Source organism: Desulfosporosinus fructosivorans, from assembly GCF_004766045.1.
Taxonomy (GTDB): Bacteria; Bacillota; Desulfitobacteriia; order Desulfitobacteriales; family Desulfitobacteriaceae; genus Desulfosporosinus; species Desulfosporosinus fructosivorans.
In genome coordinates, this window is sequence record NZ_SPQQ01000006.1 from 190,233 (window position 1) to 216,558 (window position 26,326).

Sequence of the window (26,326 nt, forward strand, 5' to 3'; positions counted from 1 at the left end):
CCATTACACTATGATTCGACAAGCCGTTAGGTATAACCTTATAGGTAGCAACAAGGGAATGACAAAATGGTAGGGAAAAGGATTGCTGAGCTCCGTGAAGAGAAGGGGTGGACACAAAAACAACTGGCTAAAACTACGGGATTAAGTAAGAGCTATATTGCCGCTATCGAAGAAGGGAAACACCCTGGTTTGAAAACCGTAGCCATAATTGCAGAAGCATTAGGAGTCGAAGCGAGGACCCTTTTGAGGGGGAGATATTAAGAATAACACATTACGACAAATTACCCCTTGAAGACAAATGGAACATGTGTTCTAATAATGAAAGAATAAACGTTCCGAGGGGGCGATGTTGTGGGAAAGAAAGCAAAAGGAAACGATGACCAATTCAAAAATGAATTTTTAGACGAGGCCAATGTACTGGTCGAAGTTAAGGTTAGCGATGACGAGGGCGAGACGTGGCAACGACGAAAAATTAGCATGGTCGCTGGACTAGATGAATCAGGCCTTAATACGGGAGAACTCTTTCAGTTTAATAATGAGAAATTCAGGGTTACGCAGGGAGATGATGGCTTGATAAGCGAACCGCTAAACAAGCTGAAGAAGGTAAAATAAATAAACAAGGAAGCCCGCATACCCCGCAAGAGTTTCGGACTTCCTCTACAAAAAACCCCAGTAATAGGGAATATTTGTAATGCAATTATACTTTACTTTTCCCTATTACCACAAGGGTAAAATTAAAAGTTATTGTATTTCACGCAATATAATTAGAAGGGAAATGATTTTATGGCTCAGGTGACCTTAAGATCAGCTAGAGAAATGAATGGATATTCCATGGAAGACATTGCTGTAGTTTGTGGTATTACCGTAGAGGACGTAAAGATGTATGAAGAGGACACAAGGAAGATGCCTTTTGACTTAGCAAAAAAGGCGAAACGACTATTCCGTATCAATATTGAGCAAATTTTCGTAGGATTAGAGTCTGAATACGTTAAGAATCATAGATAAAAACGTGCCTAAAACGTGCCCAAAGCGTCTAACGTGCCCAATACGTGCCTAAAAAATAACCATATTCGGTTAAAAGATACAATAGTTTATTACTTCATGGTTAGTGAATTAACTGAAAAAGAGAGGGTACCAAACCCTCTCAAACCGCTTATAATAAGGCTCCCAGCCTATTTTTCGTTTGGCAGGGGATGAGAGAGTCGAACTCCCATCAGCGGTTTTGGAGACCGCTGTTCTAGCCATTAAACTAATCCCCTAAGAAGTATTTCAGCAACGAATTGAATTATATCCGAAAAAGGAAAAAGTGTCAATCAAAATATTATAAGTTTAAGAATAAATATGTTGATCTGGAACAAGCAGCAGGATTTTTAAGGAAAAGCAAGAATAGGCATACTAAAGTAGTGCTTTTTTAACTGATTCGTATCCAGCTTGAAAAACTTGCCATAAGCTATGGTTTCTTTAAACGGAAAATGTAAGGGAGGGGTGTTCTTGAAGGTCGATCTGCATGTCCATACTCAAGAATCAGACGGTTTACTATCGGCTGAAGAGGTCGTTAACCTCGCCCACGCTAATAATGTTCAAATTCTCGGTATAACAGATCATGAGAGTACCGAAGGAATTGCTAAGGCTCAAAGACTGGCAGAGCGTTTAAACATTAAGATTATTCCTGGCGTGGAATTACTCACTAATTATCAGGGCATAGAGGTTCATCTCTTGGGATATTTTAAAGATGTTAATAATCCTGTCTTACAGTCTCGATTAAGAGAAATACGTGAACAACGAACGGCTTTGGCTTATGATATGGTAGAATGCTTAAAAAACGGCGGTCTCTCGTTGGATTGGCAAGATGTTGAGCGTGAGGTCTGTGCCGATGGTGCTGTTAGTAAGGGCCATATTATGAGGGCTTTATATCATGGAAAATGTGGGTGTAGTCAGAACTGGCCAGAAATTGCAAAATATTTTCGGCCAGGAGGAGTCGCTTATATGCCTTATCTGATGCATACCTTTGAAGATGCTGTTGATCTTATTTTTGCTTGTGGAGGACTTCCAGTATTAGCTCACCCAGGACTACTGAACGATCCCAAACAGATATTTGAGCTTTTGAATTATCGGTTCATTGGGCTTGAAGTATATTACGGTTACTGGGAAAGGCAAGAAACGCTGATCCCGTACTATGCGGAAATCGCGGAGAAATTTGCCATCTTGGCTACAGGTGGTAGTGATTATCATGGTCCATTTGGCGTGGTTACACTGGGCCAAATGGATGTCCCGCTTGAAGGGGTTCAGAAATTAGAGGCCTACCTAACAAATGCTTAGGCTATTTATAATTAACCTTCAACCTGACAGGAAGGAGCAGTTAGTTGTTGGAAAAGAGGATTAGACTTGCCTTTTTAGCCTTACTTGTAACGCTAATTGTAGGCACAGTTGGATTAATACTTACGGAACACCTCAGTTTAGCCCAAGCTATTTTTTTAACTGTACAAACGGTGACGACGGTGGGTTATGGAGATATTGAAGTACACTCAAACTCCGGGCATGCTTTACTAGTTTTACTAATGCTTGGAGGAGTAGGGGTAATGCTCTATTTTGCGGGGCTTATGATGGCCTTTATGATTGAGGGTGAGTTGGCTGGTGCGTATGGGAGGAGAAAAATGAACAAAAAGATCTTAAACCTTCAGGATCATATCATCGTTTGCGGAGCTGGACGAGTCGGCAGGCAAATTCTTTACCGCCTTCGTGAGGAGGGAGCCTCCTGTGTTGTTATTGAAAAGCAAGAAGATCTGGCAAATCAGTTCGTTGAAGAAGGGTTTTTAGTAATCAATAGTGATGCGACTCATGATGAAACCCTTAAAAGAGCACGTATTGATAAGGCTAAAGGCCTTATAACAGCTTTGCCAGAGGATTCTTTGAACGTTTTTGTAACTTTGTCAGCCAAAGGACTAAATCCTGCTATTCACGTGGTTGCCAGGATGGATGAGTTAGAAACTGAGAAAAAATTATTGCGTGCTGGAGCAGATAAAGTGATTTCTCCTGCCATCTTAGGTGCCTGGCGAATGGCAATGTCTATTTTAAAACCGGTGAGCGTCGAATATATCGACACTGTAATTCATGACCATAATATTGCCATGGATATGGAGGAGCTTAGAATAAATAAAAGCTCTTGTTTAGTGGGTAAGACATTGGTCAATAGTGGGATTAAACAGCGAACGGGTGCAATGGTTATGGCGATTGTCCGAGAAAATCAGGTAATCAGTAATCCAGCTGCTGAAGAAATGATTTTAGAGGGCGATCTTTTAATTGTTTTCGGTTTAAGAGAACAATTGCATCGTTTAGAGGATGTAGCTGCCAACTTAATAAAATTAGATTTAGAAAATATATAAATTACGTCAGATTAAAAGGATAAGGCTTGGGATAAAATACCCTCTAAGTGAGCACAACAACTTTTTCATTGTGGAGGGAGAATTATGCATAAGCTACGTACAGAACAACAAGTCCTTCGGGATATCAAAAACCTTATTCATACACATTTTGGGGAAAGTGGGCAAGGGCTACATGTGGAGGTCAAAGGGGATCGGGTAAACCTTTGGGGGACTGTAGATAGTCTCGCAGAAAAGGATTTTTTCGGAAGCCGAGTGGGCCGCATCGACGGGGTTAGAGAATTAGATAATTCATTAACAGTGTCTAATGACGGGACTATCAAAGATAAAGACGTTGAGCAAGGAATAATTCAACGGTTTCAAGGATCTAATTATGAAGATATTACGCATTTAGGTTGTCGAGTAAGCCGTGGAATTGCTACCCTCCTTGGACATGTCGAGACCCAAAGCACGGAACGGTTGGCCAAGCGCTTAGCTTCTCAGGTTCGTGGAGTTAAAGAAGTGCGAAGTGAGATACAGTTCTTAGAAAAGGCTGTGGATGATGCCACTTTAGTAAACAGAGTCGAAAATGCCTTGGTTGCCTCTCCGTGGGTCAATGCTCAAGAGATTAAAACAGAGGCTCGTAATGGTCTGATTACTCTAACAGGACTGGTAGATACTCAGGAAACAATGGAGTGGGTTGTAGAAACAGCGTATCAAGTACCTGGTGTAAAAGCAGTCGTCAGTGAAGTATTTACTCGTCATCGCTCGCAAGGAGATGATTTGTGGTTAACGGAACAGTTGGTTGCGAAGCTTGGTCAACATCGTTTGAACTCGGGTCAGATACGTGCTGCTGTTCAAGGAGGGATTGCCTTTCTGACAGGTGAAGTGTATTCCGAAGAAGATCGCTTATGGGCTGAGAAAATGATCCAGTATATCCCAGGAATCCACGATGTTAATAATTCAATCAAGGTAGCGGCGCATTGGAGCAAAGGTTAAATCCCCAATAATAGAACCAAAAACCCACAGTTTTTACTGTGGGTTTTTGGTTCTATATATTGCTAGCAAGAAGACCCGACTTCTAATTTAGTTAGTGTGCGCTACTGAAAATTTAAAAAAACCTTTTGACATTCTCCTAGCTCATCTACCATAATGTATAAGAAGCGTGGAGGTGGAAGGTGTGTCGAAAAGGGAAAAAGAACTAAGTTCTTTGTGGCTTAAGTTAGTCAGTGTATTTTTATTGGTGTTCGCGGTTATAGGTCTACTGGGCTCTTTCGGGTTTTCTATCGGAAACCTGGTGTATAGCATGTTTAAAGCGGTTATGGGAAGTCTGGCTTGGGCTGGCCCCTTCTTATGCTTTGTTACAGCTGTTTTGCTTTGGATTTATTCTCCGAGTTTAATCAGAAATCGCCCAAAAATGTTCTCTAATCGTTCAATTCCTAATGAATTGCAAGAATCAAAAGCTAAGCAGGACGTTTTTTCCAAGGGAATCTCCCTGCCTACGGGCAAATTTGTTAGTTTGCGGGGATTTGATCAATATTTTTCTTCGCCTGATATGCTAGAAATTAAGGATTCTGATGTCCAAAAGATGGAAGACATGAAGGAAATGGGAAGGGATTTCCCAACGTATTTTGGAACAGGGGAGACGTTTTACCCAAGGAAGCTAGGCAAAATGACAACTCTAAAAGGGCTTAAAGGGTACATTGAAGAAGTAGACGAGGAAGAAAGATTTGGGCGAGAAATCCCAAGGCAAAATTATAATGCGCTAGGAGAAATCGCTAAAATAACAGCAGAGAAACCAATGTTGTTTTCTTCGCCGTTTAAGTCCCAGGAGGATCAAAAAGAATACTTAGCTCAATTTAAAGACGGTGGGGATGATCCCCAAGACTTAAAAAGTCACGATCTCTTAGGTGCATTGAGGGAAGAGTGTACAACGCTGGATTTGTCAGGCACGATTGCCCATGTCGAGGGTTCTGTTACGGAAGTAAGTTTGGAGACAGAACTTGTGGGGAGTCCCATCGAGTATTTTATAGAGGAAATAGAAGTTGAAGTGGAATTGCCGCAGGAATGCGTGTTAGTCGATGATTCTAGCGGTGCGTTATTGGAATCAGCGTGTACTTCTTTAGACATGCAAGTCCTTGAACGTCCCGAGGCCTATGAACCTTATGTGACCACAGAGGCCTCTGAAGTTCCTCAAGCCCCTCAAGCCCCTGTCTTAACGTTGAAACCAATGACGGAAGTGATTGTGGCACAAGTAGATGAACCTCTGCTTGAAAGGGTTGATCATTGGACGCTTCCTGATTTTGATTTATTGGAACCTGTTATAAAACGTATAATAATTCAAGATACAGAAACGTCTCAACTACTGGAAAAAGTACTCCTCGATTTTGGAGTTAAAGCTAAGGTTATCCGCGTAACAAGAGGGCCAGTTATTACTCGTTATGAATTAGCCCCGGCGCCTGGCGTTAAGATAAGTAAGATCGTCAATTTAGCGGATGATATTGCCTTAGGGCTGGCAGCTCGGGATGTGCGTATTGAAGCTCCGATCCCTGGAAAAGCGGCTATTGGGATCGAGGTTCCCAATAAACAAGCGCGCTCAGTGCCATTTAGAGAAGTCCTTGACACAACTAGTTTTGGAGAATATCCTTCTAAACTGAAAGTTGCCTTAGGGAAGGATATCGCGGATCAACCGATCATAGGGGATTTGATTAAAATGCCCCACCTCCTTGTAGCCGGGGCTACAGGCTCGGGCAAGAGTGTCTGTGTTACGTCAATTATTAATTCTATTCTCTACAATGCGACCCCAGATGAAGTGAAATTTTTGCTTGTGGATCCAAAAATGGTAGAGCTCAGTCAGTATAATGGTATACCGCACCTTTTGGCTCCAGTTGTTGTCGACCCGAAGAAAGCAGCCAGTGCTTTAAAATGGATCGTCAAGGAAATGGAAAACCGGTATGAACTTTTTGCAGCCGCAGGGGTTCGAGATATCGAACGGTATAATAAAATGAAAGCTGGGGAAACGATCAGCTGGAAACCCGCTTTGCCCTTCATTGTCGTGATCATTGATGAGTTGGCTGATCTGATGATGGTCGCAGCGGGGGAAGTTGAAGAAGCTATTTGTCGCTTAGCTCAAATGGCTCGGGCAGCAGGGATACATTTGGTGATCGCGACTCAACGGCCCTCTGTTGATGTTATTACGGGGGTGATTAAGGCCAATATTCCAAGTCGAATTTCGTTTGCAGTTTCGTCGCAAATCGATTCCCGCACCATTCTGGATGCAACGGGCGCTGAGAAACTTTTGGGGCGAGGAGACATGCTTTATTCTCCTCTGGGAGTGAATAAAGCGCTACGCGTACAAGGGTGCTTGGTCACAGATGACGAGGTACAAAGGGTTATCACGCACTGGAAAGGATTAGGTAGACCAGAATATCTAGATCCAGAGCATCTTTTCGCAGAAACAACGGCTAAAAATGAAGACAGCAACGGGCCAGATGATGTCTTGTTCATTGATGCAGGACAGCTTTTTATCAGGACAGGGATTGCCTCTGTATCCTTTCTGCAACGTAAGTTGAAATTAGGGTATACTCGAGCAGCTCGGTTAATGGATATGCTCCAAGAACAAGGGGTCGTTGGTACCTATGAAGGAAGTAAGCCGCGTCAGGTGCTTTTAACCTTAGATGAATTTAATGAACGATTCGGATGATAGCGATGTGCGTGGAGCGCGGACGATATTACCATCGAGCCTCAAACTTCGTGCATCCAACCTCGCAAAAAACACTCTAACCATTAGAATTGGTTAGAGTGTTTTTTTGCGATAGTTCCCCCTCTAAGTCTCTAATATCGCGCACATTTAAGCCTCTCTGAATTGGTTAAGAGTATTTTTTGATGAATGAAGTCGGGAGGAATGGGAATAATGCTTTAATGATGCAAAAAAATAGACGGAGACGAAGAATGAAGTTATTTACACGTTACATTGCAAAAGATAAACCATACAAAGATATTGTCTTAAACAGGGAGGATCTCCTGAGTCATGCCGAAGAGATTGCTCGTTCACATGCGCACCAGGAGACCAATTCAACGAAACGAACATTATTGCCTAGATTTAAGCAGAACATTAAGTTTTTAGAGCAAGCTTACCAGGATATTGTGAATTACTCAACCCGGACACAGGAAGTTTTACCGGCTACGGAATGGTTATTGGATAACTTTTATAGTTTAAAAGACTTAAAGGAGGATATTGAAAAGAATCTCCCCTATAAATTTGAGCGCCAATTGCCAAGAAATGCTAGTGGGGATTTCCATGGATATCCACGTATTTACGGGTTATTAGTGGAACTTATCGAACATACGGATAGTCAATTGCAAAGTGATACGCTCAAAGCTTTTATTAGTGCTTATCAGCTTCAAGTGCCTTTATCGAGTGGGGAACTATGGGCAATTCCAATTATGTTGAGAATCATCTTACTTGAGAATATTCGAAGGTTAACAGAACAAATCCTATTCACCCAAGCAGAAAGAGAAGCTGCAGATCTTTGGGTGATGCCTCTATTAGAATCTGAGCATGGACCTGAGGAATGGGATGGCATACTAAAAACACTCACAGCTCAAGAGGAATATTCCTCAGCCTATGCAGAACAGATGCTTAAACGTTTGAGGGATCTTGGCGTCGACGCTGCTCCACTGTTGCAGTGGGTTGATCGAGTTATCGCTAAGCAAGATACAACGATTGAAGAATTAGCAAAACTCGAGCGTCATCGTCAGTCTATGTACCAAGTTTCTATGGGACATGCTATTTTAAGTATCCATTTTGTCACGGCAGAAGACTGGCCACGTTTTTTTGAAGAAGTAAGTTTGGTGGAAAGGGAATTTGAAAAGGATCCAAGTAACATTTATAGCAGAATGGACTTTCATTCACGAGATTTTTATCGTCATATAGTAGAAAAAATTGCCCGCCGTTTTAAAGTTTCGGAATTGGTTGTGGCAAGAAAAGTGTTATCAAGATCTGTTAAGGCGCATGAGCAAGGGGAACTAGTAGCCTCTCATGTAGGGTATGATTTAATTGGACTAGGACGAATTGAACTTGAACGGGAAGTAGAACAAGATTTCGGAGAGTCCCGCAATCTAGCAAGTAAAATTCGTAAAGAAATACGGAAGAAGCCCGTATTATACTATTTTGGTAGCTTGTTGGTCGGGGTAGGAGGTCTAAGTGTTTGGGCTTTAGCATATGCCCTTCAAGGAACTCCGCTATCCTTATATTATATTCTAATTGTTATAGGACTTTTGATTTGGGCGAGTACTATGATCATACCGGTGGTGAATTGGGTTACTTCCCTACTTTTTCGCCCCACATTTCTCCCTAAACTAGAGTTGAGGGATGGGATTCCTCAGGAATTACGGACGATGGTCACAGTGCCAACTCTGTTAACGAATGTGGGCAGAGTTAACGAACTGATTGGACAAATCGAAGTATATTATCTTGCTAATAGGGATGAGAATTTGTATTTTGCACTCCTAGGGGATTTTGGTGATGCCTCGTCGGAAAGCGTTCAAGGGGATGAGCAGATAATTGAGGCTGCAACTTTGGCAATCCGAAACTTGAATAACAAGTATGGTCAGAGTCAGTTTTACTTCTTTCATCGCAAGCGTATTTACAATGCTTCTGAGGGCGTCTGGATGGGGTGGGAGAGAAAACGTGGCAAACTGGTTGAATTTAACTGCCTTTTACGTCAAGATGGAGAAACTAGTTATGACGTTCAAATTGGGGAATTATCTATCTTGTCAACGATTCGTTATGTCATTACTCTTGATGCAGATACCTTGTTACCGCCGGGGACGGCTAGACAACTCATTGGAACTCTGGCTCACCCGCTACATGCTCCAGAGCTGAGTGAGGGTGAAGATAGGGTAGTGAAAGGGTATGGGATACTGCAACCGCGGGTTGGAGTATCTATTCAGTGCGCGGGTGCCTCGAAATTTGCCCGTATCTTTTCAGGGAGAGTTGGGGTTGATCCCTACTCAACGGCAGTATCCGATGTTTATCAAGACTTATTTGGAGAAGGGATTTTCACAGGCAAGGGAATCTATGATGTTGAGATATTCCATAAAGTAACCAATAAGGCTTTCCCGGAAAACACCATCCTCAGTCATGATTTAATTGAAGGTTTGTACGCTAGAGCTGGACTTGTTACGGATGTAGAGTTGGTCGATGGCTACCCTAGCAATTACCTCGCTTATATACGACGCCTGCACCGCTGGGTAAGGGGAGACTGGCAACTTATACCTTGGTTATTTAAACCTATCCCGTTTGTTTCGCGCTGGAAGATTTTCGATAACTTAAGGAGAAGTTTAGAAGCACCAGCACTATTACTTCTTCTCATCTTAGCCTTCACAGTCCTTTCTGGGGAACCGTGGATATGGGTAGGGTTAATTTCGTTAAGTTTAGTCTGGCCCATGGTTTTGAATGTAATCGGTAAGCTCTTTGGCCAGGCGGGGAAGAGAAACATGAGTCAAGATATGTTGGCTATGTTGACACAGTTCTCGCTCCAGTTTGTATTTCTCCCGTTTCAGGCCTTTAGCATGCTTGATGCTATCATTCGGAGCGTTTATCGACAGGTTATCTCACACCGAAACCTGTTAGAATGGGAGACGGCTGCAGATACAGAGAAACGCTTAGATGTTAGTTATAAAACAATGGTTGCTACGATGTGGACGGTTATATTATTAGTCTTCGTTGCCTCTATAGGGATTGGCTACTCGTTTCCAACGAAGCTAGGGCAATTTATCCCATTAGCATTAATCTGGTTAGCTTCACCTTGGGTTGCTTATCGAGTAAGTTTCCCTACAGAGCATAAAAAGGAGAGTCTCTCATTTTCAGAACAACAGGCTTTGCGCCGTTGGGCAAGAAAAATTTGGGCCTTTTTTGAAGAGTTTGTAGGCAGTGAGGATCACTGGCTTCCTCCAGATAATGTTCAGATTGAGCCCCCTAACGGTGTTGCCCATCGAACTTCCCCTACCAACATAGGACTCTCTCTGTTAGCGAATTTGGCTGCCAGAGATTTCGGCTACATTTCCTTAGCTGAGGTGCATAAACGAATTAAGAATACCCTTGAAGTACTTGAGGGGCTCGACCCTTGGAAGGGGCATTTCTATAATTGGTACGATACTCAGACTCTTGTACCCTTAGAACCTCGCTATATCTCGACCGTGGACAGTGGGAATTTTGTGCTCTATTTGTTAACGTTAAAAGCTGGTCTTACTGAGACCTTAAGCAAACCTTTGATCGATCGAGAGTTTGTCCGTGGGCTACAGGATACCTATAACCTACTGATTGAAGCGGTTGAGAAAGATGCCTATGAGGAGCTTAACACATTTGGGGTTGCCCTAGATCAAGTGCTAGGGTCCGATGAGGCATGGAATTTTGAGAACTGGATGAAGCTATTGTCCCTATGGCCAGTCTCCTTTTTAGAAAATAATTTAAGCCAAGAGGGGGCTTATTGGGCAAGTCGTCTGGAAACGATGGTTCTAACGTTTCGCAAAGAGACGCAAAATTTTTATCCATCGGTCTACGAACCGAATCATCTTGACGCAATCGCCCTTATGAACGCGCGTCTATTTAAAACGTCGAGTTTAGATGAACTCTCCAAGTGCTATTTAGAGGAAATAGAAAAATTAGGTGATTTATCAGAAATGAAGGCTATGCTTCAAGGCGCGCATACGAAGATTCAAGGTTATCAGCAAGAAACCGCGGATCTACAGGAACGCCTCAAAAGGATGGCTATGGCAACAGATTTCACTCCGTTGTTTGACGAAATACGTCAACTCTTTTCGATTGGCTATCGTGTTGGTGAAAGCACGCTTGATAAGTCTTATTATGACTTGTTGGCTTCAGAGGCACGCCAAGCAAGCTTTATAGCTATCGCCAAAGGGGATGTAAATCACAAGCATTGGTTTAAACTCGGACGTTCTTTGACCCTAGTAAAAGGAAACCGAAGTTTAGTTTCTTGGAGTGGCACAATGTTTGAATTTTTAATGCCACTACTGGTGATGCAGAATTATAAGGAAACCCTTCTCGATGAAACTTATCGTTCCGTAGTTGAGGTGCAAATGAAGTATGGAGCAGAACATAACATACCTTGGGGGGTATCAGAGTCCGGGTTCTACGCCTTCGATCCTCAGCTGAATTATCAGTATAAAGCCTTCGGAGTACCAGGGCTTGGTCTTAAACGGGGCTTAATTCAGGACCTAGTGATTGCCCCCTATGCAAGCTTTATGGCCTTAATGGTTAATCCGCGTGATGCCTTATCAAATATTTCAACGATGGAGAAAATGGGTTTTGCCGGGCGGTATGGGTTATATGAAGCGGCTGATTTTACCCCTGAACGAATCCCTAGTGGGCGTCCGTTTATGCTGATCCAAAGTTTTATGGCTCATCATCAAGGCATGAGTTTCTTAGCGCTTGACAATGCATTGCATGATAATATCATGCCTGAGCGTTTCCACAGCGAAGCTATGATCCAAGCCACAGAGCTTCTACTCCAAGAACGTTTACCAGAGTATACCCCAGCTAAACCTCCCATAGAAGAGGAGCATGTTGTGACAGAAGGTCAAGTTAAAGGACCTGATCCAGAAAATAACCAGTTTATTATTATTGAGACGGCAAAGAGTCCTATTCCTGTCACGCACAGTATTTCTAACGGCCAATATTCAGTCATGCTGACAAATGCTGGTTCAGGGTTCAGCCGCTTTCAGGAGATTAATCTTTCACGTTGGCGTGAAGACGTGACTCAAGATGCCTGGGGAATGTATTTCTATATCCAAAACCTAAACTCAGGCGACTTCTGGTCCGCAACGCACCACCCTTGCCGGAATTCTGGAGAGGACTATAGGGTGACTTATGCCCCTGATAAGGTAGAGTTCTCGCGTAAAGATGGTAACATAACAACTCATACTGAAGTCGTCGTGTCTCCTGAAGACCAAGCGGAAATGCGTCGTATTTCTTTGACTAATCACAGTAAGTACGAACGAACCGTGGAAGTTACGAGCTATTTTGAAGTGGTCCTGGCTAAGTTAAGTGAAGATTTAGCTCATCCGGCGTTTGGCAATCTCTTTATTCAGACCGAATTTGAACATGAGGCTTTGCTGGCCTCACGAAGGCCACGCAGTGAAAAACAGGCTCGGTTATGGCTCATGCATACAGTTGCGACGGAGGGAGAAAAAGTTGGTTCACTGCAATATGAGACTGACCGCGCACGTTTTATTGGACGAGGAAGAAGTCTCGCCACGCCTCAAGCCTTAGATGCTAATCATCCCTTGTCCAATACTGTTGGAGCGGTGCTAGACCCAATGATGAGCTTGCGTCAAAGAGTTAGGATTGCTCCTGGGCAAACAGTTCGAGTCTCTTTCTCTGTTGGATATGCGGATAATCGTGAGGATATAATCCGAATTGCCGAAAAATACAGAGATCCGCTTTCCGTTAATAGAGCATTTGAACTAGCCTGGACACATAGCAAAATGGAGCTTCGTCATTTAAATATGACTGCAGCACAAGCAAACGAAGGTTTAAGCCTTGGGGGGCATTTGCTCTATCTAAGTCCCTGCCGCAGTGATGTGGCGGAATACATTAAGAATAATAGTAAAGGACAGTCTTCTTTATGGCCATATGCTATTTCAGGAGATCTGCCTATTGTCCTTGTGCGAGTAAAGAGTGTCGAGAATTTAGATTTAGTACGAAGGCTTTTAACAATCCATGAATACTGGAGACTTAAGGGACTGTTTGCTGATCTTGTCGTTCTAAATGAAGATGAGAGCGGTTACCTTCAAGCCTTCCAAGATAACTTGAGGGATTTAGTTTCCATGGGGCATGCCCGAGACTTATTAAATCGGTCCGGTGGAGTCTTTTTACTGCAAAAAGACCATGTTTTGCCAGAGGATATCAATCTACTCTGTGCAGTGGCTCGGATGACTTTTAATGGGGAAGGAGGATCATGTTCAATTCAAGTTCGTAAAAAAAGGAAATTGATGAATGGAAAGGTAGGGCAGCAGGGCGAGGAGGATGTACAAGAAAAGGCCAATCACCCCAAAATTGCTCAGGAAAGAACTTGTGAGTTTCGCGAAGAAGCTCTGGAGCGAACGATAGGTCAACTGCAATTTGCTAATGGATACGGTGGATTTAGTGAAGATGGCGAAGAATATATTATCCATCTACAAGAAGGTATGAACACTCCCTTGCCCTGGATTAATGTCATTGCTAATACTAAGTTTGGATTTCAAATATCAGAAGTGGGTGCCGGCTATACCTGGTCACTTAATAGCAGAGAGTATAAGCTCACACCTTGGTCAAATGATCCAATTTTAGATCCTGCGGGGGAAGCCCTTTACCTACGTGATGAACAAAGCGGCGAATCTTGGTCCGTGACTGCGAGTCCTAAACGTGAAAAGGGTTCATATACTATTCGACATGGTCAAGGGTATTCTATTTTTGAACATTATAGCCATGGGGTTAAGCAATCTCTGCGTTTCTTTATCCCGCTGGAACAGCCAGTGAAGGTCATTGAATTACAAGTTACGAACACTACAAATCAAGACTTAAGTTTAAGTGCAATCTATTATGCAGAATGGGTTATGGGCGTGGCTCGCCAGCTTACGGCGCCCTATCTGGTGACGGACTACGATAAAGAACGGAATATCTTTTATGCTCGAAACACGTTTCAAGAAGAATTTGTTGGAAGGATAGGGTTTTTAAGTGCTTTAGGAGCTCAAATCACCAGTTATACAGGAGATCGTTCTGAATTTATCGGACGTAACGGATCTTTAGAAGATCCCATGGGTCTAAAACTGGACCTCTTCTCAGAAACCGTTGGAGCAGGGCTTGATCCTTGTTGTGCTCTACAACTCAAATTCACATTAGCTCCCGGTGAGCTCAAGACCATCACCTTTTTACTGGGTGAGACCGAAAATCGTCAAGAGGCCGAGAAAATTGTAACTTCTTTTGAAAAGCCAGATATGATTACTGAGACGATTGAGGAAGTTAAGAAGTATTGGGACGAGTTGCTAGGAAATGTTCAAGTGCACACGCCAGACCCGGCGATGAATTTGTTACTTAACCGTTGGTTACTATATCAGACAGTAGTCTGCCGCGTATGGGCTCGATCGGCGCTTTATCAGTCCGGAGGAGCATTCGGTTTTAGGGATCAACTTCAAGATGTGATGGCCCTTGTCTACACGACTCCAGAGGCTACCCGAAAACAAATTATTCTCCATTGTGGTCATCAGTTTGTAGAGGGGGATGTTCAGCATTGGTGGCACGCTGAGACGGGAAAAGGGATAAGAACAAAATTCTCGGATGATTTGTTATGGTTGCCTTATGTAACTGCTCATTATATAGAACGCACTGGGGACACTGCTATTTTGGAAGAAACAAATGTTTTTCTTGAGGATGATCACCTCAAAGAGGATGAAGATGAAAGATATTCGATTCCGAGAATTTCAGATGAGCAGGGAACTGTGTATGAGCATTGCCTTAGGGCGATCGAGAGAGGGTTGCGATTTGGGGAACACGGGTTACCCTTGATTGGTTCTGGAGACTGGAATGATGGATTTAGTCGAATTGGTATCAAGGGAAAAGGAGAGAGTGTTTGGCTCGGGTGGTTTTTATATCTAACGTTAACCCGCTTTTCTAGGCTATGTGATGATCATAAGGATATTGAGAGAGGAACGCGCTATAGACGTGTAGCGGAAGAACTTCAACAGAATATGGAATTGCATGGTTGGGATGGCGGTTGGTACCGACGCGCTTATTTTGATGATGGGACACCTTTAGGATCTTCGCAAAATATGGAATGTCAGATTGATGCTCTCGCTCAGTCCTGGTCTGTGCTATCAGGAGCCGCCAAGCCTACACGGGCCCAGGACGCTATGCTGGCCTTAGAACATTACTTATGGCGCAAAGAAGACGGGGTTCTCCTTTTACTTACCCCGCCCTTTGATAAGTTCCTGCCTGATCCTGGATACATAAAAGGGTATGTTCCAGGGGTTCGGGAAAATGGTGGGCAATACACGCACGGAGCGACTTGGGCTATCTTGGCCTACGCAAGTTTGGGGGAAGGGGACAAGGCCTTGGAATTGTTCCAAATGTTAAGCCCCATCCATCACGCTCGTACTGAACATGAGGTTAATCGCTACAAAGTTGAGCCCTATGTTGTCGCGGCTGATGTCTATGCCTCGTACCCTCATATTGGTCGGGGAGGATGGACGTGGTATACTGGAGCATCTGGGTGGATGTATCAAGCTGGGTTAGAGGGAATATTAGGCTTTAAACGCCAAGGAGATAAATTGGTATTGAAGCCGTGCATTCCAAGTCGCTGGCCGGGCTATCGATTAACATATCAGTATCAAACGACAAAATATGAGATTTTTATCGATAATCCAATGAATAGAATGACTGGGTGTGAAAGAATCACTTTAGATGAAGAAGTGTTGCTGGAACCTGAGATTTTATTGCAGGATGACGGTCAAATTCATACTGTTCGTTTAACGTTGTAAGTAGATCGATGAGACGAGGTCCCTCGGGTTTTTGTGTAACTTGAGAGAGGATGAAGAGAATGGATTTTTACCGCGCATTGTCGGATCATTACGACGAAATATTTCCGTTGAAGGAACCACAGAAAACGTTTTTACACGATTATGTGAAACGGGAATCTCTTAAATCGGTACTCGATATCGGATGTGGTACAGGAACATTTGCTATAGAAACAAGCCAAAGTGGGGTACGAGTACATGGTGTGGATTTAAGCGATGAAATGGTCGAGATCTCTAAAAAAAAGGCACATGAGAACGGAAGTACTGCAACATTTTCCATTGCGGATATGGGGGACCTAAGTAGTATCAGCGAAAAATTTGATGGAATATTTTGCCTAGGCAATACGTTAGCACATGTGTCTGGAGAAATTGAGTTAAAGCAGGTGTTGGCCCAATTTGGGGAAAAGGGAACTCAACTCTTAGTACAAACCGTAAATTACGATCGGATTCTTGCTAAGCAGGTCAAAGAGTTACCTTTGATTAAGACTTCACACTTAACTTTTTATCGAAACTATACCTATCGGCTCGATGGAATGTTAGATTTCAACATGAAAATTGAGTTTCCAGATACGAGCCAAGGTGTTTCAGGGACTAACCTTCTGTTCCCAATCAAATGCGATAGCCTAAAAAAAGCCTTGTTAGAAACTGGTTGGGAAGTGTCCGGATTATGGGGGAATTTCGACAAAGATGTCTGGACTGAAGATTCGCCAGCAACTGTTTTAGAGGCGAAACGAATAATTAGCTGAATACGGCCCAAATTGTTTTTTCTAACCTACTGAATAACATCTGAATAAATATAAGGAGAAAGTCAGTAGCCTTATTTGTCATAAGGTACTGGCTTTCTTTACGTAACAAGCCCGGGTGGGTATTGGTTAGGACCAATGGTGGTAATTTGTTAGAATTAATTATATAATAGTGAAAAAAGTAACTTGGAGGTTAATGTGGGGATATTTGATGGTCTATTAGGTAATGCTTCAGAGGTAAATATCGGTGATATTAATAATGAATATGATAAAATAATTGGCGAGAATGAAACTATTGAAAAGGCTTACAAACTAATTAGAGATATGTTTATTTTTACCAACAAAAGATTGATTCTTGTAGATAAGCAAGGAATTACTGGTAAGAAGTGCGAGTATCATTCTATACCTTACAAAAGTATTTCTCATTTCAGTATAGAGACTGCAGGTAATTTTGATCTGGATGCGGAATTGAAAATTTATATTTCAGGAAATCCAATTCCAATGCAAAAGAAATTTAATAAAAGTTTAAATATTTATGCGTTACAAGCTATTTTAGCAACTTATGTTCTTGCTTGAATTTATTGCTATATGATTTCGTCTACGTACCTAAGAAGCTGATGACTTTAGTCGCGTAGAGTATCAGATATCACAAGCTCTACAGGGCAATGGTCAGAACCCATCACGGTGTCATGGATTTCTGCTTTGAGAACTCTGGCTTTCAACCGTTCTGAAGTGCAGAAGTAATCAATTCTCCAGCCCGCGTTTTTGGGGCGGGCATTGAAGCGATAAGACCACCAGGAGTAGCCTACTTTGTCAGGATATAAATAACGGTAGGAATCTATAAAGCCGGCATTCAGAAGCAGTGAGAACTTGCCTCTTTCTTCATCGGTAAAGCCTGCATTGCGTTTGTTAGTTTTAGGATTCTTTAGGTCGATTTCCTGATGGGCTACATTTAAGTCCCCACACAGAATCACGGGCTTTTGCTCATCGAGTGCTTGTAAATACTCTCGGAAATCATTTTCCCAAACCATTCGATAATCCAGTCTTGCCAATTCTGGCTTGGAATTAGGCGTGTAGACATTGACCAGATAAAAATCGTCAAATTCTAAGGTGATGACCCTGCCTTCATGGTCATGTTCAGAAATTCCTAGGCCATAGGTACAGCTTAGAGGGGGTATTTTTGTAAACACGGCTGTTCCGGAGTAGCCTTTTTTCTCAGCATAGTTAAAATATTGCTGATAACCGGCTAAGTTTAGTTCAAGCTGATCCGGTGAGAGTTTGATCTCTTGGAGACAAAAAATATCAGCATCGACTTCAGAGAAATAATCCAGAAAACCTTTAGTAATACACGCACGAATTCCGTTGACATTCCATGAAATAAATTTTGTCATAATAACGACTCCTCATCTTCTATATATGGAGAATTCTTTGCGATATTAGGGAAGCAGAGTGGCAATATGGCTAGACTGATGGGTCTTGCCTATTAAACGTCGCTGGTTACTGAGGATAGACTAATACTACAAAGAACCGTGGGTGACGGACATAGCTTGGTAATTATATTGGCATAAGTCGGTACGTCCCAAGAATACCATAACACTTATGGTTTTGAATACCAAGGGATTCTAGCACAAATAGGGCTGTAACAAACTGTTAAAACAAGTTTGTTACAGCCCTATTCTTCACTAAGGTCTCTAAGTGTGATAGCCATGGACGCAAAATTAAATAATTGACTGATTAGCCTAGCTTAGCTTAGCTTAGCTTAGCTCATGCTATACCGTTTAGCCGATCATATAGGACTTCTCGAGCTCCGATTGTTAGTACCGTGATTAGATTTTCTGCGGCAAAGACGGTGTAGATTACCCGATATTCTTTAGATCTACAACGGAAAGAAACACGGTAGGTCTCGTAATAAGGTCCGTTTAGTCGCTTAAAAGCCATGGGGTCCAATTCTAAGTTTTGAAAGACCTCAGGAATCTCACTAAGTTCTTCTTCCCGAAGTACGGCTAAATCATGGATGCTACGGGTGGTTAACATTACATTATAGGTCCCATCGAACGTCTTTTTAATACCCAGAGGCGAGAGAGCTTGAGTTTCCCACCACTTGACGGATTGACCATTTTTGTGAGCTCTGTGGGCCTCTTCAGATAAGCGATCGAGTACGGTACTTAGTTTTAATTTACACTCTAAAAGTTTGGCTTTTAAACAATCCCCATTACACCCATCAGCAAGCAAATCCCCGATTATCAAATCCTCAAAGAAATCTGAAAGCGGCCGAACAGAGCGCTCCGCTGTTCGGACAAAAACCTTGCCTTCTGAATCGACACATAAATCTAAAGTATCTTCAGCAACTAGTCCAAAGATTTTGCGCAATTCTAGGGGTAAAACGATTTCTCCTTGTGCGCCAACCTTTACTCGATAAGTCTCCATAGTTATTCCCCCTTAAAAATAGTTTTTGTTTACAGACATTTTAGTAAGTTGCGTTAACATTTGTTGTATATAAAGATTTTCGGCAAGAAATTGAATTATCCTTCTATGTTTTCGAAATATTTAGTTAATTTTACTTAAATTGAGAGACTTCAATTACAATCGAGAATTGTACTCAATCTTTAGTCGAACGAGTTCACTTGAAAGGATATGTGTTTAAGAATAAGTCTATTGCACAAAACCCAGATTGAGAACTAATTTGAGGAATGGCCAAAGATATTATTAAGTTATGCGTTAATGATTGGAATGTTATTCTTTCTGACTGATCATACTAAATAATAAGAAGGAGGAATGATAGTTTATGAATGACAAAAATAAAGAACACCCTAGGCTGAGACCTATCGAACAACATACTACGGCTGCATGGGCAAATATCGAAAAACTTAAGGAAATATCAAACGTTTCAATTCCTAGCGATGTACAAGTTGGGAATGCCAAAGAATGGGTCGACTCAAATCAAAAATAGGAAACTGTAAAGGCACGATGTATCGCGCCTTTACTAACGGATCAAATTTCAGTCATGTTAGTGTAATATAAGAACCGAGGCCGTAAGGCCTCGGTTCTTATAAATAATACTTCTCTATGTTTTAATACTGCATTTCTGTCAAACGTTTATACGATTGATAGCGTTCTAAGGCATGCCGTTCAGCTACCTTAAACAATTCATCAGCAATATCTGGGAAGGTAGAATTTAATTTAGTGTAACGAACTTCACCTTGGATGAAGTCCTGGAAGGAACCAGTAGGTTCTTTAGAATCAAGAATGAATGGATTCTTTCCTTCTTCTTTGAGCAGAGGATTATGGCGGTAGAGATGCCAATATCCAGCAGTTACTGCTTTCTTTGATTCTGCAATCGAGGTGCCCATCCCACTTCGAATACCATGGTTGATGCAAGGGGAGTAGGCAATGACCAAAGAGGGGCCCTTATAATTTTCAGCTTCCGTAAGGGCTTTAATTGTCTGATTCATATTAGCCCCCATAGCAATTTGAGCGACATAGATATAGCCATAAGTCATGGCAATCATGCCGAGATCCTTCTTGCGAATCTTCTTACCTGAAGCTGCAAATTTAGCAACGGCAGCTGTCGGCGTGGATTTAGAGGATTGGCCACCTGTATTGGAATAGACTTCTGTGTCGAGTACGAGGATGTTAATATCGTCTCCCGAAGCCAAGACATGGTCTAATCCTCCGTAGCCGATATCATAAGCCCAACCATCCCCTCCGATCATCCATTGTGACCGTTTAGTTAAGTAATCTTTTTTAGCCAGGATCCCTTGGACATGTACCTTAGCTGAGTCTGGAATAGTCTCTAGGGCAGCTAATACCTTTGCAGTTGCAGTCTTTGAGGCTTCTCCATCATCCTTGCCAGCTAGCCATTCTTGGAAAGCCTCTTTAAGGTTTTCAGGAATGGGGGTTGTTAAGGATTGTTTTATTAAATTTGCCAAGTTATTGCGAAGTTGTTTAACGCCAAGGTGCATGCCATAACCATATTCGGCGTTATCTTCAAACAGAGAATTAGCCCAGGCAGGGCCTTTACCCTCAGTATTTGTAGTATAGGGGATAGAAGGAGCACTAGCTCCGTAAATGGAAGAACAACCCGTGGCGTTGGCGATCATCATACGGTCACCGAATAGTTGAGTTATTAGTTTGACGTACGGTGTTTCTCCACACCCTGGGCAAGCTCCACTGAATTCAAAGAGCGGACGCAGAAACTGACTGCCTTTAAGACTTTTAGGATCCATAACTTTTTTCTCTGTAACACTGAAGGCATAGTACCAGTTGTCCGTTTGGGCATCAATTTGAGATTGAGCTGGCTGCATGATGATGGCTTTTCCCGGTGCAGGGCAGATATCGGCGCAGTTACCACATCCCGTACAATCAAGCGGATCGACTTGAATCCGATAGTGAAAGCTTTCTAATCCTTTACCGAGTGGTTTCTTCGTCTCGAAACTAGCTGGGGCTTTGGCCTTCTCCTCGTCACTTAGTAAGAACGGCCGAATAGTGGCATGCGGACAAATGAAGGAACACTGGTTGCACTGGATACACTTGTCAATTTGCCACTCAGGGATCATAACTGCTATCCTACGTTTTTCATAAGTGGTTGTACCCACAGGGAAGGTACCATCCTCCATTCCCACGAAAGTACTGACGGGCAGATCGTCTCCTTCATTTCGGGCCATAGGACGTTGGATGTTTTTAATAAAGTCAGGTTCGTCAACGGTCGGAATTTTATCATCTTTGGCATTGGCCCAAGTGTCAGGGATAGATACCTTTTTTATAGATTCTATACCACGATCTACAGCCTCATGGTTCATGTCTACGATCTTTTGCCCTTTACTTCCGTATGTTTTGGCGATGGAGTCCTTTAAGTAGTTGACGGCGTCTTCGACGGGGATTACATTGGCCAGCTTAAAGAACGCAGCCTGCATGATCATATTGATCCGATTGCCTAGACCGATCTCGGAGGCAATTTTAACTGCATCAATAGTATAGAAATTAATATTACCTTTGGCGAGCTTTCGACGAAGCGAAGCGGGGAGTTCCCTGTCTAATTCTTCAGGTTGCCATGGGCAATTCAAAACAAAGGCGCCATTAGGTTTAAGCCCTTTTAATAAATCATAATTGTAAATGAATGATTTATTATGGCAAGCAATGTAGTCCGCATGATATACCAAATAGGTGGATTTTATGGGCTTCTTGCCAAAACGCAAGTGGGATATAGTTGTACCACCAGATTTTTTACTGTCATACGAAAAGTAACCTTGGGCATAAAGTGGCGTCTTATCCCCAATTATTTTAATAGCTGATTTATTGGCTCCGACTGTTCCGTCCGAACCCAATCCATAGAACTTACAACTAATGGTTCCAAGAGGTGCTGTTTCAACTAGATCTACTTCTGGAAGCGAGGTGTTTGAGACATCATCTGTGATTCCAATGGTAAACCCATCTTTGGGATGGGTCTGCTTGAGATTATCATAGACCGCAATGATCTGGGCAGGGCGGGTATCCTTTGAACCTAGACCGTAGCGACCTCCGATTATAAGAGGCTTAATTTCGCTATTATAAAATAAATGAACGACATCAAGGCATAAGGGTTCAGCAAGTGATCCCGGCTCTTTGGTGCGATCGAGGACGGCAATCTTCTTCACTGTTTTTGGCAGAACCTTCAAGAAGTGTTTCTCTGAGAACGGTCGGTAGAGACGAACTTTAATAAGTCCAACCTTTTCCCCTTTGGCCATCAGATAATCAAGTGTTTCCTCAATTGTTTCACAGACAGAGCCCATGGCGACGATAATTGATTCCGCATCAGGAGAACCATAATAATCAAATGGATGGTACACTCTCCCCGTAATTTGTTTAATATCTTGCATATAGTTTTCGACGATGTCTGGAACTGCTTCATAAAAAGGGTTAGCAACTTCTCGTCCTTGGAAATAAATGTCCGGATTTTGGGCAGTCCCACGGGCGACTGGGTGTTCTGGAGATAGAGCACGATCACGAAAGGCTTGAATGGCTTGCCAATCAACAATCTTGGCAATATCTTGTTCATCAATCATTTCGATTTTCTGTACTTCATGTGAGGTGCGGAAACCATCAAAAAAATGGAGAAAGGGAACCCGGGATCTAATAGTACAAAGATGTGCGGTGTAAGCTAAATCATGAGCTTCTTGAACACTTGAAGAAGCTAGGAGGGCAAAACCGGTTTGCCGACAAGCCATAACATCTTGATGGTCTCCAAAGATAGACAAAGCGTGCGCAGCAATAGCACGAGCGGTTACATGAAATACTGTTGGCAACAATTCTCCAGCTAATTTATACATATCTGGGATCATTAAGAGTAGACCTTGAGAAGCGGTATAGGTAGTTGAGAGTGCCCCCGCTTGCAATGAACCGTGCAAGGCTCCTGCGGCACCCGCTTCTGATTGCAGCTCAGACACTATTACGGGTTGACCAAATAAATTTTTCCGACCATGTGCAGACCACTCATCGACTCCTTCAGCCATTGGGGTAGACGGAGTAATCGGAAAGATCGCGGCTACCTCGGTTAAGGCATAAGAAGCCAATGCAGCGGCTTGATTTCCATCCATGGTTTTCATTACTTTTGTCAAGGGGACAGTCCTCCTTCATTTATGGTTTGTGTTTTGATCATCTTTAACCTATTATTTTATTATTAGAAGAATATCATTCATCAAAGGATCATTATCTACGGAATTAATCGAGATCGCTAGGTTTAAGGAGGGACGAGCTTTGGGTAAAAAAAATTACTACGTCGTTAAAGAAGGATCTAAGGTAGGTATCTTTAATAATTGGGCGGAATGTCAAGCATCTGTCAAGGGTTATAAAGGAGCTGTGTTTAAAGGGTTTGAAACCAAGGTTGAAGCCATGGAGTGGTTTAACGGTAGGGATACAGTTTCTGCTGATCCTAGCGGAAGTATTAACAGTATAGGTCCTATTGATTATGAAGTTTACACGGACGGAAGTTTTGTCAACGGCAGGTATTCCTATGGTTATGCCTTTATTAAGGATGGCGAGGTCGTTTTTGAAAGCAATGGAGTCGGGGAAGACCTTGAAGCCGCTAGTATGAGAAATGTTGCTGGAGAACTAGCGGCTGTGCAACATGCTGTGGAAAAAGCTAAAACACTGAATGCCCGTATCCTGATCTATCACGATTATTCTGGAATTTCTCATTGGGTTAATGGGGATTGGCAAGCGAAAAATAAGTTTACTCAAGCTTACGTAGCATTTATGAAAGCTCATCATGGGCTTTACGAATTTAAAAAAGTAGCCGGCCACTCAGGAGATCGATTTAACGATTACGTTGACCGGCTAGCCAAAGAAGCTTTGGGAATAAGTACAAAGTAATTAGATGAAGAGTTGAAGGTCAGAGTTTAAGGCATCGGCTAAGTATTCTTTTGCTGTGATGACTTTAACCTCTGGTATCAGTTCGTCCTCTTTAAAGCCCATGACATCAACCGATAATTTACACCCGTAAAATTTAACCCCCTTTTTCCTCGCTCCATTGAGAAAGTCGGTCAGAGAAGGGGTTTTGTCGTCCTCCATCATCTCCAGAAGCATATATTTCCCTAGCCCAGCCATGTTCATTTTTGAGAGAGGTAATTCCTCAGGCCCTTTGGGTGTAACCATCCCGAACATCTTTTCGTATAAACTTTTATCCTCGGCTCCCCCTTTTTCAGGGTCACGAACTAGAAATAGCCCCCAGAATGCAAAAAACATGGTGACGTCGACCTCCAGCTCTCGGGCAGAGTTGGCAAGTACGAGAGCGGCTAACGCTTTATCATAGTCTCCGCTAAACATGAGGATGTTCATTTTCTTATTCAATTCATGCACCCCTTAAGTATTTAATACAAACCTATTATTTGTAGAAATAGGAATTATATTACACTCAGTTGATGTAAGTTTTAGGGTGCTTAATAATTCTTTCCAGTAAATGGGTTAAGACATTGATTTCACTAAAGTCGTTGTATAAGCCGAAGCTTAATCGAACCACGCCCGGACGGGGGGCTTTCTCATTGTTTTTGTAGAACTCCATCTGTTTCGGGGAAATGGATAAAAGCTGTTGAATATAGGGCTGGGTACAAAAACAACCAGTGCGAACTGCAATGCCCGCCTCATTTGATAGAATAGTTGCAACTTGTTCATGATCAATTCCTTTAATATTAAACGGAATAACCCCTATTCTTGGCTCTCCTTGAGCGGTGTGAGAGTAGAGTGTAATCCCTGGGATTGAACTCAGTTTCGTGTTGGCATAATTCGTAAGCTCATTCTCATAATGGTCAATATTTCTCATGCCTAGGGCGGTTAAGGTTTTAATGGCTGCGACGAGAGCGACAACGCCCATAACGTTGGGAGAGCCAGCTTCCTCCTTGTGGGGAGGGTTCTCCCATACTACCCAATCATGGGTTACAGTTTCTGCCGTACCTCCGCCTACAAATTCAGAAATACCCCGTGTAAACGTTTCTTGGGGCCCTATAAGTACTCCAATGCCAAAGGGGGCGTACATTTTATGTGCCGAAAATACAAGATAATCGATATGCTGGAGTGGATTTTTGGGCTTCATATTAACGGCATTGTGGGGGACTAACTGTGCGCCATCAACCAATATTTTTGCTTGGTAGCGGTGGGCCAGTTCGGCTATTTTATGTATCGGATTTACATAGCCTGTTACATTGGAGGCTCCAGTCACGGTTACAAGTTTAACGTTTCCCTTGTGTTTATTTAATTTATACTCTAAATTCTCAAGGCTTAGTTTCCCCAGCGAATCTGTTTGAACATAATCGACTTGAAACTTGTTTCTCCACGGGAGATCATTAGAATGGTGCTCCATCCAGGTCGATAAAATGACGCTTTTCTTATTTCCATCCCAGAGACGATAGGATAGTTTATTAATCGCTTCCGTCGTATTCTTAACATAGATTACTGTATCATTGTGAGGGTCGGCATTGACAAATTTGAGGATGATTGACCTTGCATCTTCAAAAAGCTGAGAAGAAAGCTTTGATTTATATCCAGTGCCTCGATGAATGGAAGAATACATCTTGGAAAAGTTATTTATTTCCTCCATAACTGAAACAAAGGGAGGGGTTGAAGCCGCATTGTCAAAGTTTATAGCGGATATGAATTGACCGTTCTTTATAGGGATCTTTGTTTCAGTCCCTACCACTAAATGTCTATAATTGGACTGCGTCAACTTGTAATTCATGTAATCACCCAATCTAAAAATTTTATCATAATTTCTCTACTTGCATGATATTTAGTTTTTAGAGAAAAGGTGACTATCGTTAATTATTTGACTACATGATATCTGTGCTCCTGAAACATACTAATCTTAGAAACTATAAATTGGAGATACATGGAGGTAGATTAATGAAAAAGTCAGGCGAGATCCAAAAACACACGAAAGGGCTCACCAGTGCGAAATACGATTCTAGAAGCGCAGGCTCTAAACAAGAACAAAAGAAATCCAAAGAGGCTGGCAAGGGTGACTTTTAAACTAATAGGCTAGAATTTAAGCCTCGAGTTTATCTTGAGGCTTAAATTAGTAGGAGCCAAGTTATCTCGTTAACTAAAATTGAACATCGATGATTAAAAGAAGGTCTAAAGGCATCATTTTGAGAACTAGTATATTAGGAGTGCTCATTAAAT

General features: G+C 42.3%; 18 protein-coding genes and 1 tRNA gene. 13 read left to right on the plus strand and 6 right to left on the minus strand.

Translation table 11 applies throughout. The annotated features are described in order from the left end of the window. Positions 1-66 precede the first annotated feature (66 nt). The 3 genes from E4K67_RS17590 (at position 67) to E4K67_RS17600 (ending at position 1,005) form a co-directional block, all read left to right on the plus strand. Positions 67-261 (plus strand): helix-turn-helix domain-containing protein, encoded by a 195-nt coding sequence (locus E4K67_RS17590; RefSeq protein ID WP_135549012.1) that lies wholly within the window; start codon positions 67-69, stop codon positions 259-261. 90 nt (positions 262-351) lie between these two features. Beyond that, positions 352-612, plus strand: a complete 261-nt coding sequence (locus tag E4K67_RS17595; RefSeq protein WP_135549014.1) for a hypothetical protein — start codon at positions 352-354, stop codon at positions 610-612. 171 nt (positions 613-783) lie between these two features. Then, positions 784-1,005, plus strand: coding sequence for a helix-turn-helix domain-containing protein (locus tag E4K67_RS17600; protein WP_135549016.1), 222 nt, complete (start codon positions 784-786; stop codon positions 1,003-1,005). A gap of 179 nt (positions 1,006-1,184) precedes the next feature. On the opposite strand, the gene E4K67_RS17605 is transcribed toward E4K67_RS17600, so the two are convergent. After that, positions 1,185-1,259: transfer RNA gene (locus tag E4K67_RS17605), tRNA-Trp, on the minus strand. Positions 1,260-1,491: 232 nt separating this feature from the next. Here E4K67_RS17605 and E4K67_RS17610 point away from each other — a divergent pair. The 7 genes from E4K67_RS17610 to E4K67_RS17640 all read left to right on the plus strand — a co-directional run bounded on the left by E4K67_RS17610 (position 1,492) and on the right by E4K67_RS17640 (position 17,254). Then, entirely contained in the window at positions 1,492-2,319 is an 828-nt protein-coding gene (locus E4K67_RS17610; protein ID WP_135549018.1) for a PHP domain-containing protein, read from the plus strand. 47 nt (positions 2,320-2,366) lie between these two features. Beyond that, entirely contained in the window at positions 2,367-3,383 is a 1,017-nt protein-coding gene (locus E4K67_RS17615) for a potassium channel family protein (protein WP_135549020.1), read from the plus strand. A gap of 84 nt (positions 3,384-3,467) precedes the next feature. Then, positions 3,468-4,358, plus strand: a complete 891-nt coding sequence (locus E4K67_RS17620) for a BON domain-containing protein (RefSeq protein WP_135549022.1) — start codon at positions 3,468-3,470, stop codon at positions 4,356-4,358. Between the two features lie 181 nt (positions 4,359-4,539). Beyond that, positions 4,540-7,062, plus strand: a complete 2,523-nt coding sequence (locus E4K67_RS17625; RefSeq protein ID WP_135549024.1) for a DNA translocase FtsK — start codon at positions 4,540-4,542, stop codon at positions 7,060-7,062. Positions 7,063-7,310: 248 nt separating this feature from the next. After that, positions 7,311-15,899 carry a GH36-type glycosyl hydrolase domain-containing protein gene (locus E4K67_RS17630; RefSeq protein WP_135549026.1) on the plus strand — a complete coding sequence of 2,863 codons (8,589 nt, stop codon included), beginning with the start codon at positions 7,311-7,313 and terminating at the stop codon, positions 15,897-15,899. A gap of 59 nt (positions 15,900-15,958) precedes the next feature. Continuing rightward, positions 15,959-16,681, plus strand: a complete 723-nt coding sequence (locus tag E4K67_RS17635) for a class I SAM-dependent methyltransferase (protein WP_135549028.1) — start codon at positions 15,959-15,961, stop codon at positions 16,679-16,681. A gap of 195 nt (positions 16,682-16,876) precedes the next feature. Beyond that, entirely contained in the window at positions 16,877-17,254 is a 378-nt protein-coding gene (locus E4K67_RS17640; protein ID WP_135549029.1) for a PH domain-containing protein, read from the plus strand. 47 nt (positions 17,255-17,301) lie between these two features. Here the strand turns inward: E4K67_RS17640 and E4K67_RS17645 are convergent, their stop codons facing one another. Then, entirely contained in the window at positions 17,302-18,069 is a 768-nt protein-coding gene (locus E4K67_RS17645; RefSeq protein ID WP_135549039.1) for an exodeoxyribonuclease III, read from the minus strand. 373 nt (positions 18,070-18,442) lie between these two features. Next, a complete protein-coding gene (locus tag E4K67_RS17650; RefSeq protein ID WP_135549041.1) occupies positions 18,443-19,105 on the minus strand; it encodes an AbrB family transcriptional regulator in 663 nt (220 codons plus the stop codon). A gap of 358 nt (positions 19,106-19,463) precedes the next feature. Here E4K67_RS17650 and E4K67_RS17655 point away from each other — a divergent pair, with 358 nt between their 5' ends. Beyond that, positions 19,464-19,628: a CDIF630_02480 family spore surface protein gene (locus E4K67_RS17655; RefSeq protein WP_135549043.1), complete on the plus strand. Its 165-nt coding sequence runs from the start codon at positions 19,464-19,466 to the stop codon at positions 19,626-19,628. A 121-nt stretch (positions 19,629-19,749) separates the two neighbouring features. Here E4K67_RS17655 and nifJ read toward each other — a convergent pair whose 3' ends face one another. Then, complete coding sequence (gene nifJ / locus E4K67_RS17660; protein WP_135549045.1) at positions 19,750-23,271, minus strand: pyruvate:ferredoxin (flavodoxin) oxidoreductase; 3,522 nt, start codon at positions 23,269-23,271, stop codon at positions 19,750-19,752. 139 nt (positions 23,272-23,410) lie between these two features. On the opposite strand from nifJ, the gene E4K67_RS17665 reads away from it, so the two are divergent. Continuing rightward, entirely contained in the window at positions 23,411-24,025 is a 615-nt protein-coding gene (locus E4K67_RS17665) for a ribonuclease H1 domain-containing protein (protein WP_135549047.1), read from the plus strand. On the opposite strand, the gene E4K67_RS17670 is transcribed toward E4K67_RS17665, so the two are convergent. Together E4K67_RS17670 and E4K67_RS17675 are read right to left on the minus strand one after the other, a co-directional pair. Continuing rightward, positions 24,026-24,502: a DsrE/DsrF/DrsH-like family protein gene (locus E4K67_RS17670; RefSeq protein ID WP_135549049.1), complete on the minus strand. Its 477-nt coding sequence runs from the start codon at positions 24,500-24,502 to the stop codon at positions 24,026-24,028. A gap of 64 nt (positions 24,503-24,566) precedes the next feature. Then, positions 24,567-25,883, minus strand: coding sequence for an aminotransferase class V-fold PLP-dependent enzyme (locus E4K67_RS17675; RefSeq protein ID WP_135549051.1), 1,317 nt, complete (start codon positions 25,881-25,883; stop codon positions 24,567-24,569). 164 nt (positions 25,884-26,047) lie between these two features. Between E4K67_RS17675 and E4K67_RS31155 the strand changes: the two genes are divergently transcribed. Continuing rightward, a complete protein-coding gene (locus E4K67_RS31155) occupies positions 26,048-26,173 on the plus strand; it encodes a hypothetical protein (protein ID WP_274594892.1) in 126 nt (41 codons plus the stop codon). The last annotated feature ends 153 nt before the right edge of the window (positions 26,174-26,326 follow it).

Coding starts and splice junctions, on each gene's coding strand:
- E4K67_RS17590 (WP_135549012.1), top strand. CDS start 67: ATGGTAGGGAAAAGGATTGCTGAGCTCCGTGAAGAGAAGGGGTGGACA.
- E4K67_RS17600 (WP_135549016.1), top strand. CDS start 784: ATGGCTCAGGTGACCTTAAGATCAGCTAGAGAAATGAATGGATATTCC.
- E4K67_RS17620 (WP_135549022.1), top strand. CDS start 3,468: ATGCATAAGCTACGTACAGAACAACAAGTCCTTCGGGATATCAAAAAC.
- E4K67_RS17630 (WP_135549026.1), top strand. CDS start 7,311: ATGAAGTTATTTACACGTTACATTGCAAAAGATAAACCATACAAAGAT.
- E4K67_RS17635 (WP_135549028.1), top strand. CDS start 15,959: ATGGATTTTTACCGCGCATTGTCGGATCATTACGACGAAATATTTCCG.
- E4K67_RS17645 (WP_135549039.1), bottom strand. CDS start 18,069: ATGACAAAATTTATTTCATGGAATGTCAACGGAATTCGTGCGTGTATT.
- E4K67_RS17650 (WP_135549041.1), bottom strand. CDS start 19,105: ATGGAGACTTATCGAGTAAAGGTTGGCGCACAAGGAGAAATCGTTTTA.
- E4K67_RS17655 (WP_135549043.1), top strand. CDS start 19,464: ATGAATGACAAAAATAAAGAACACCCTAGGCTGAGACCTATCGAACAA.
- E4K67_RS17675 (WP_135549051.1), bottom strand. CDS start 25,883: ATGAATTACAAGTTGACGCAGTCCAATTATAGACATTTAGTGGTAGGG.
- E4K67_RS31155 (WP_274594892.1), top strand. CDS start 26,048: ATGAAAAAGTCAGGCGAGATCCAAAAACACACGAAAGGGCTCACCAGT.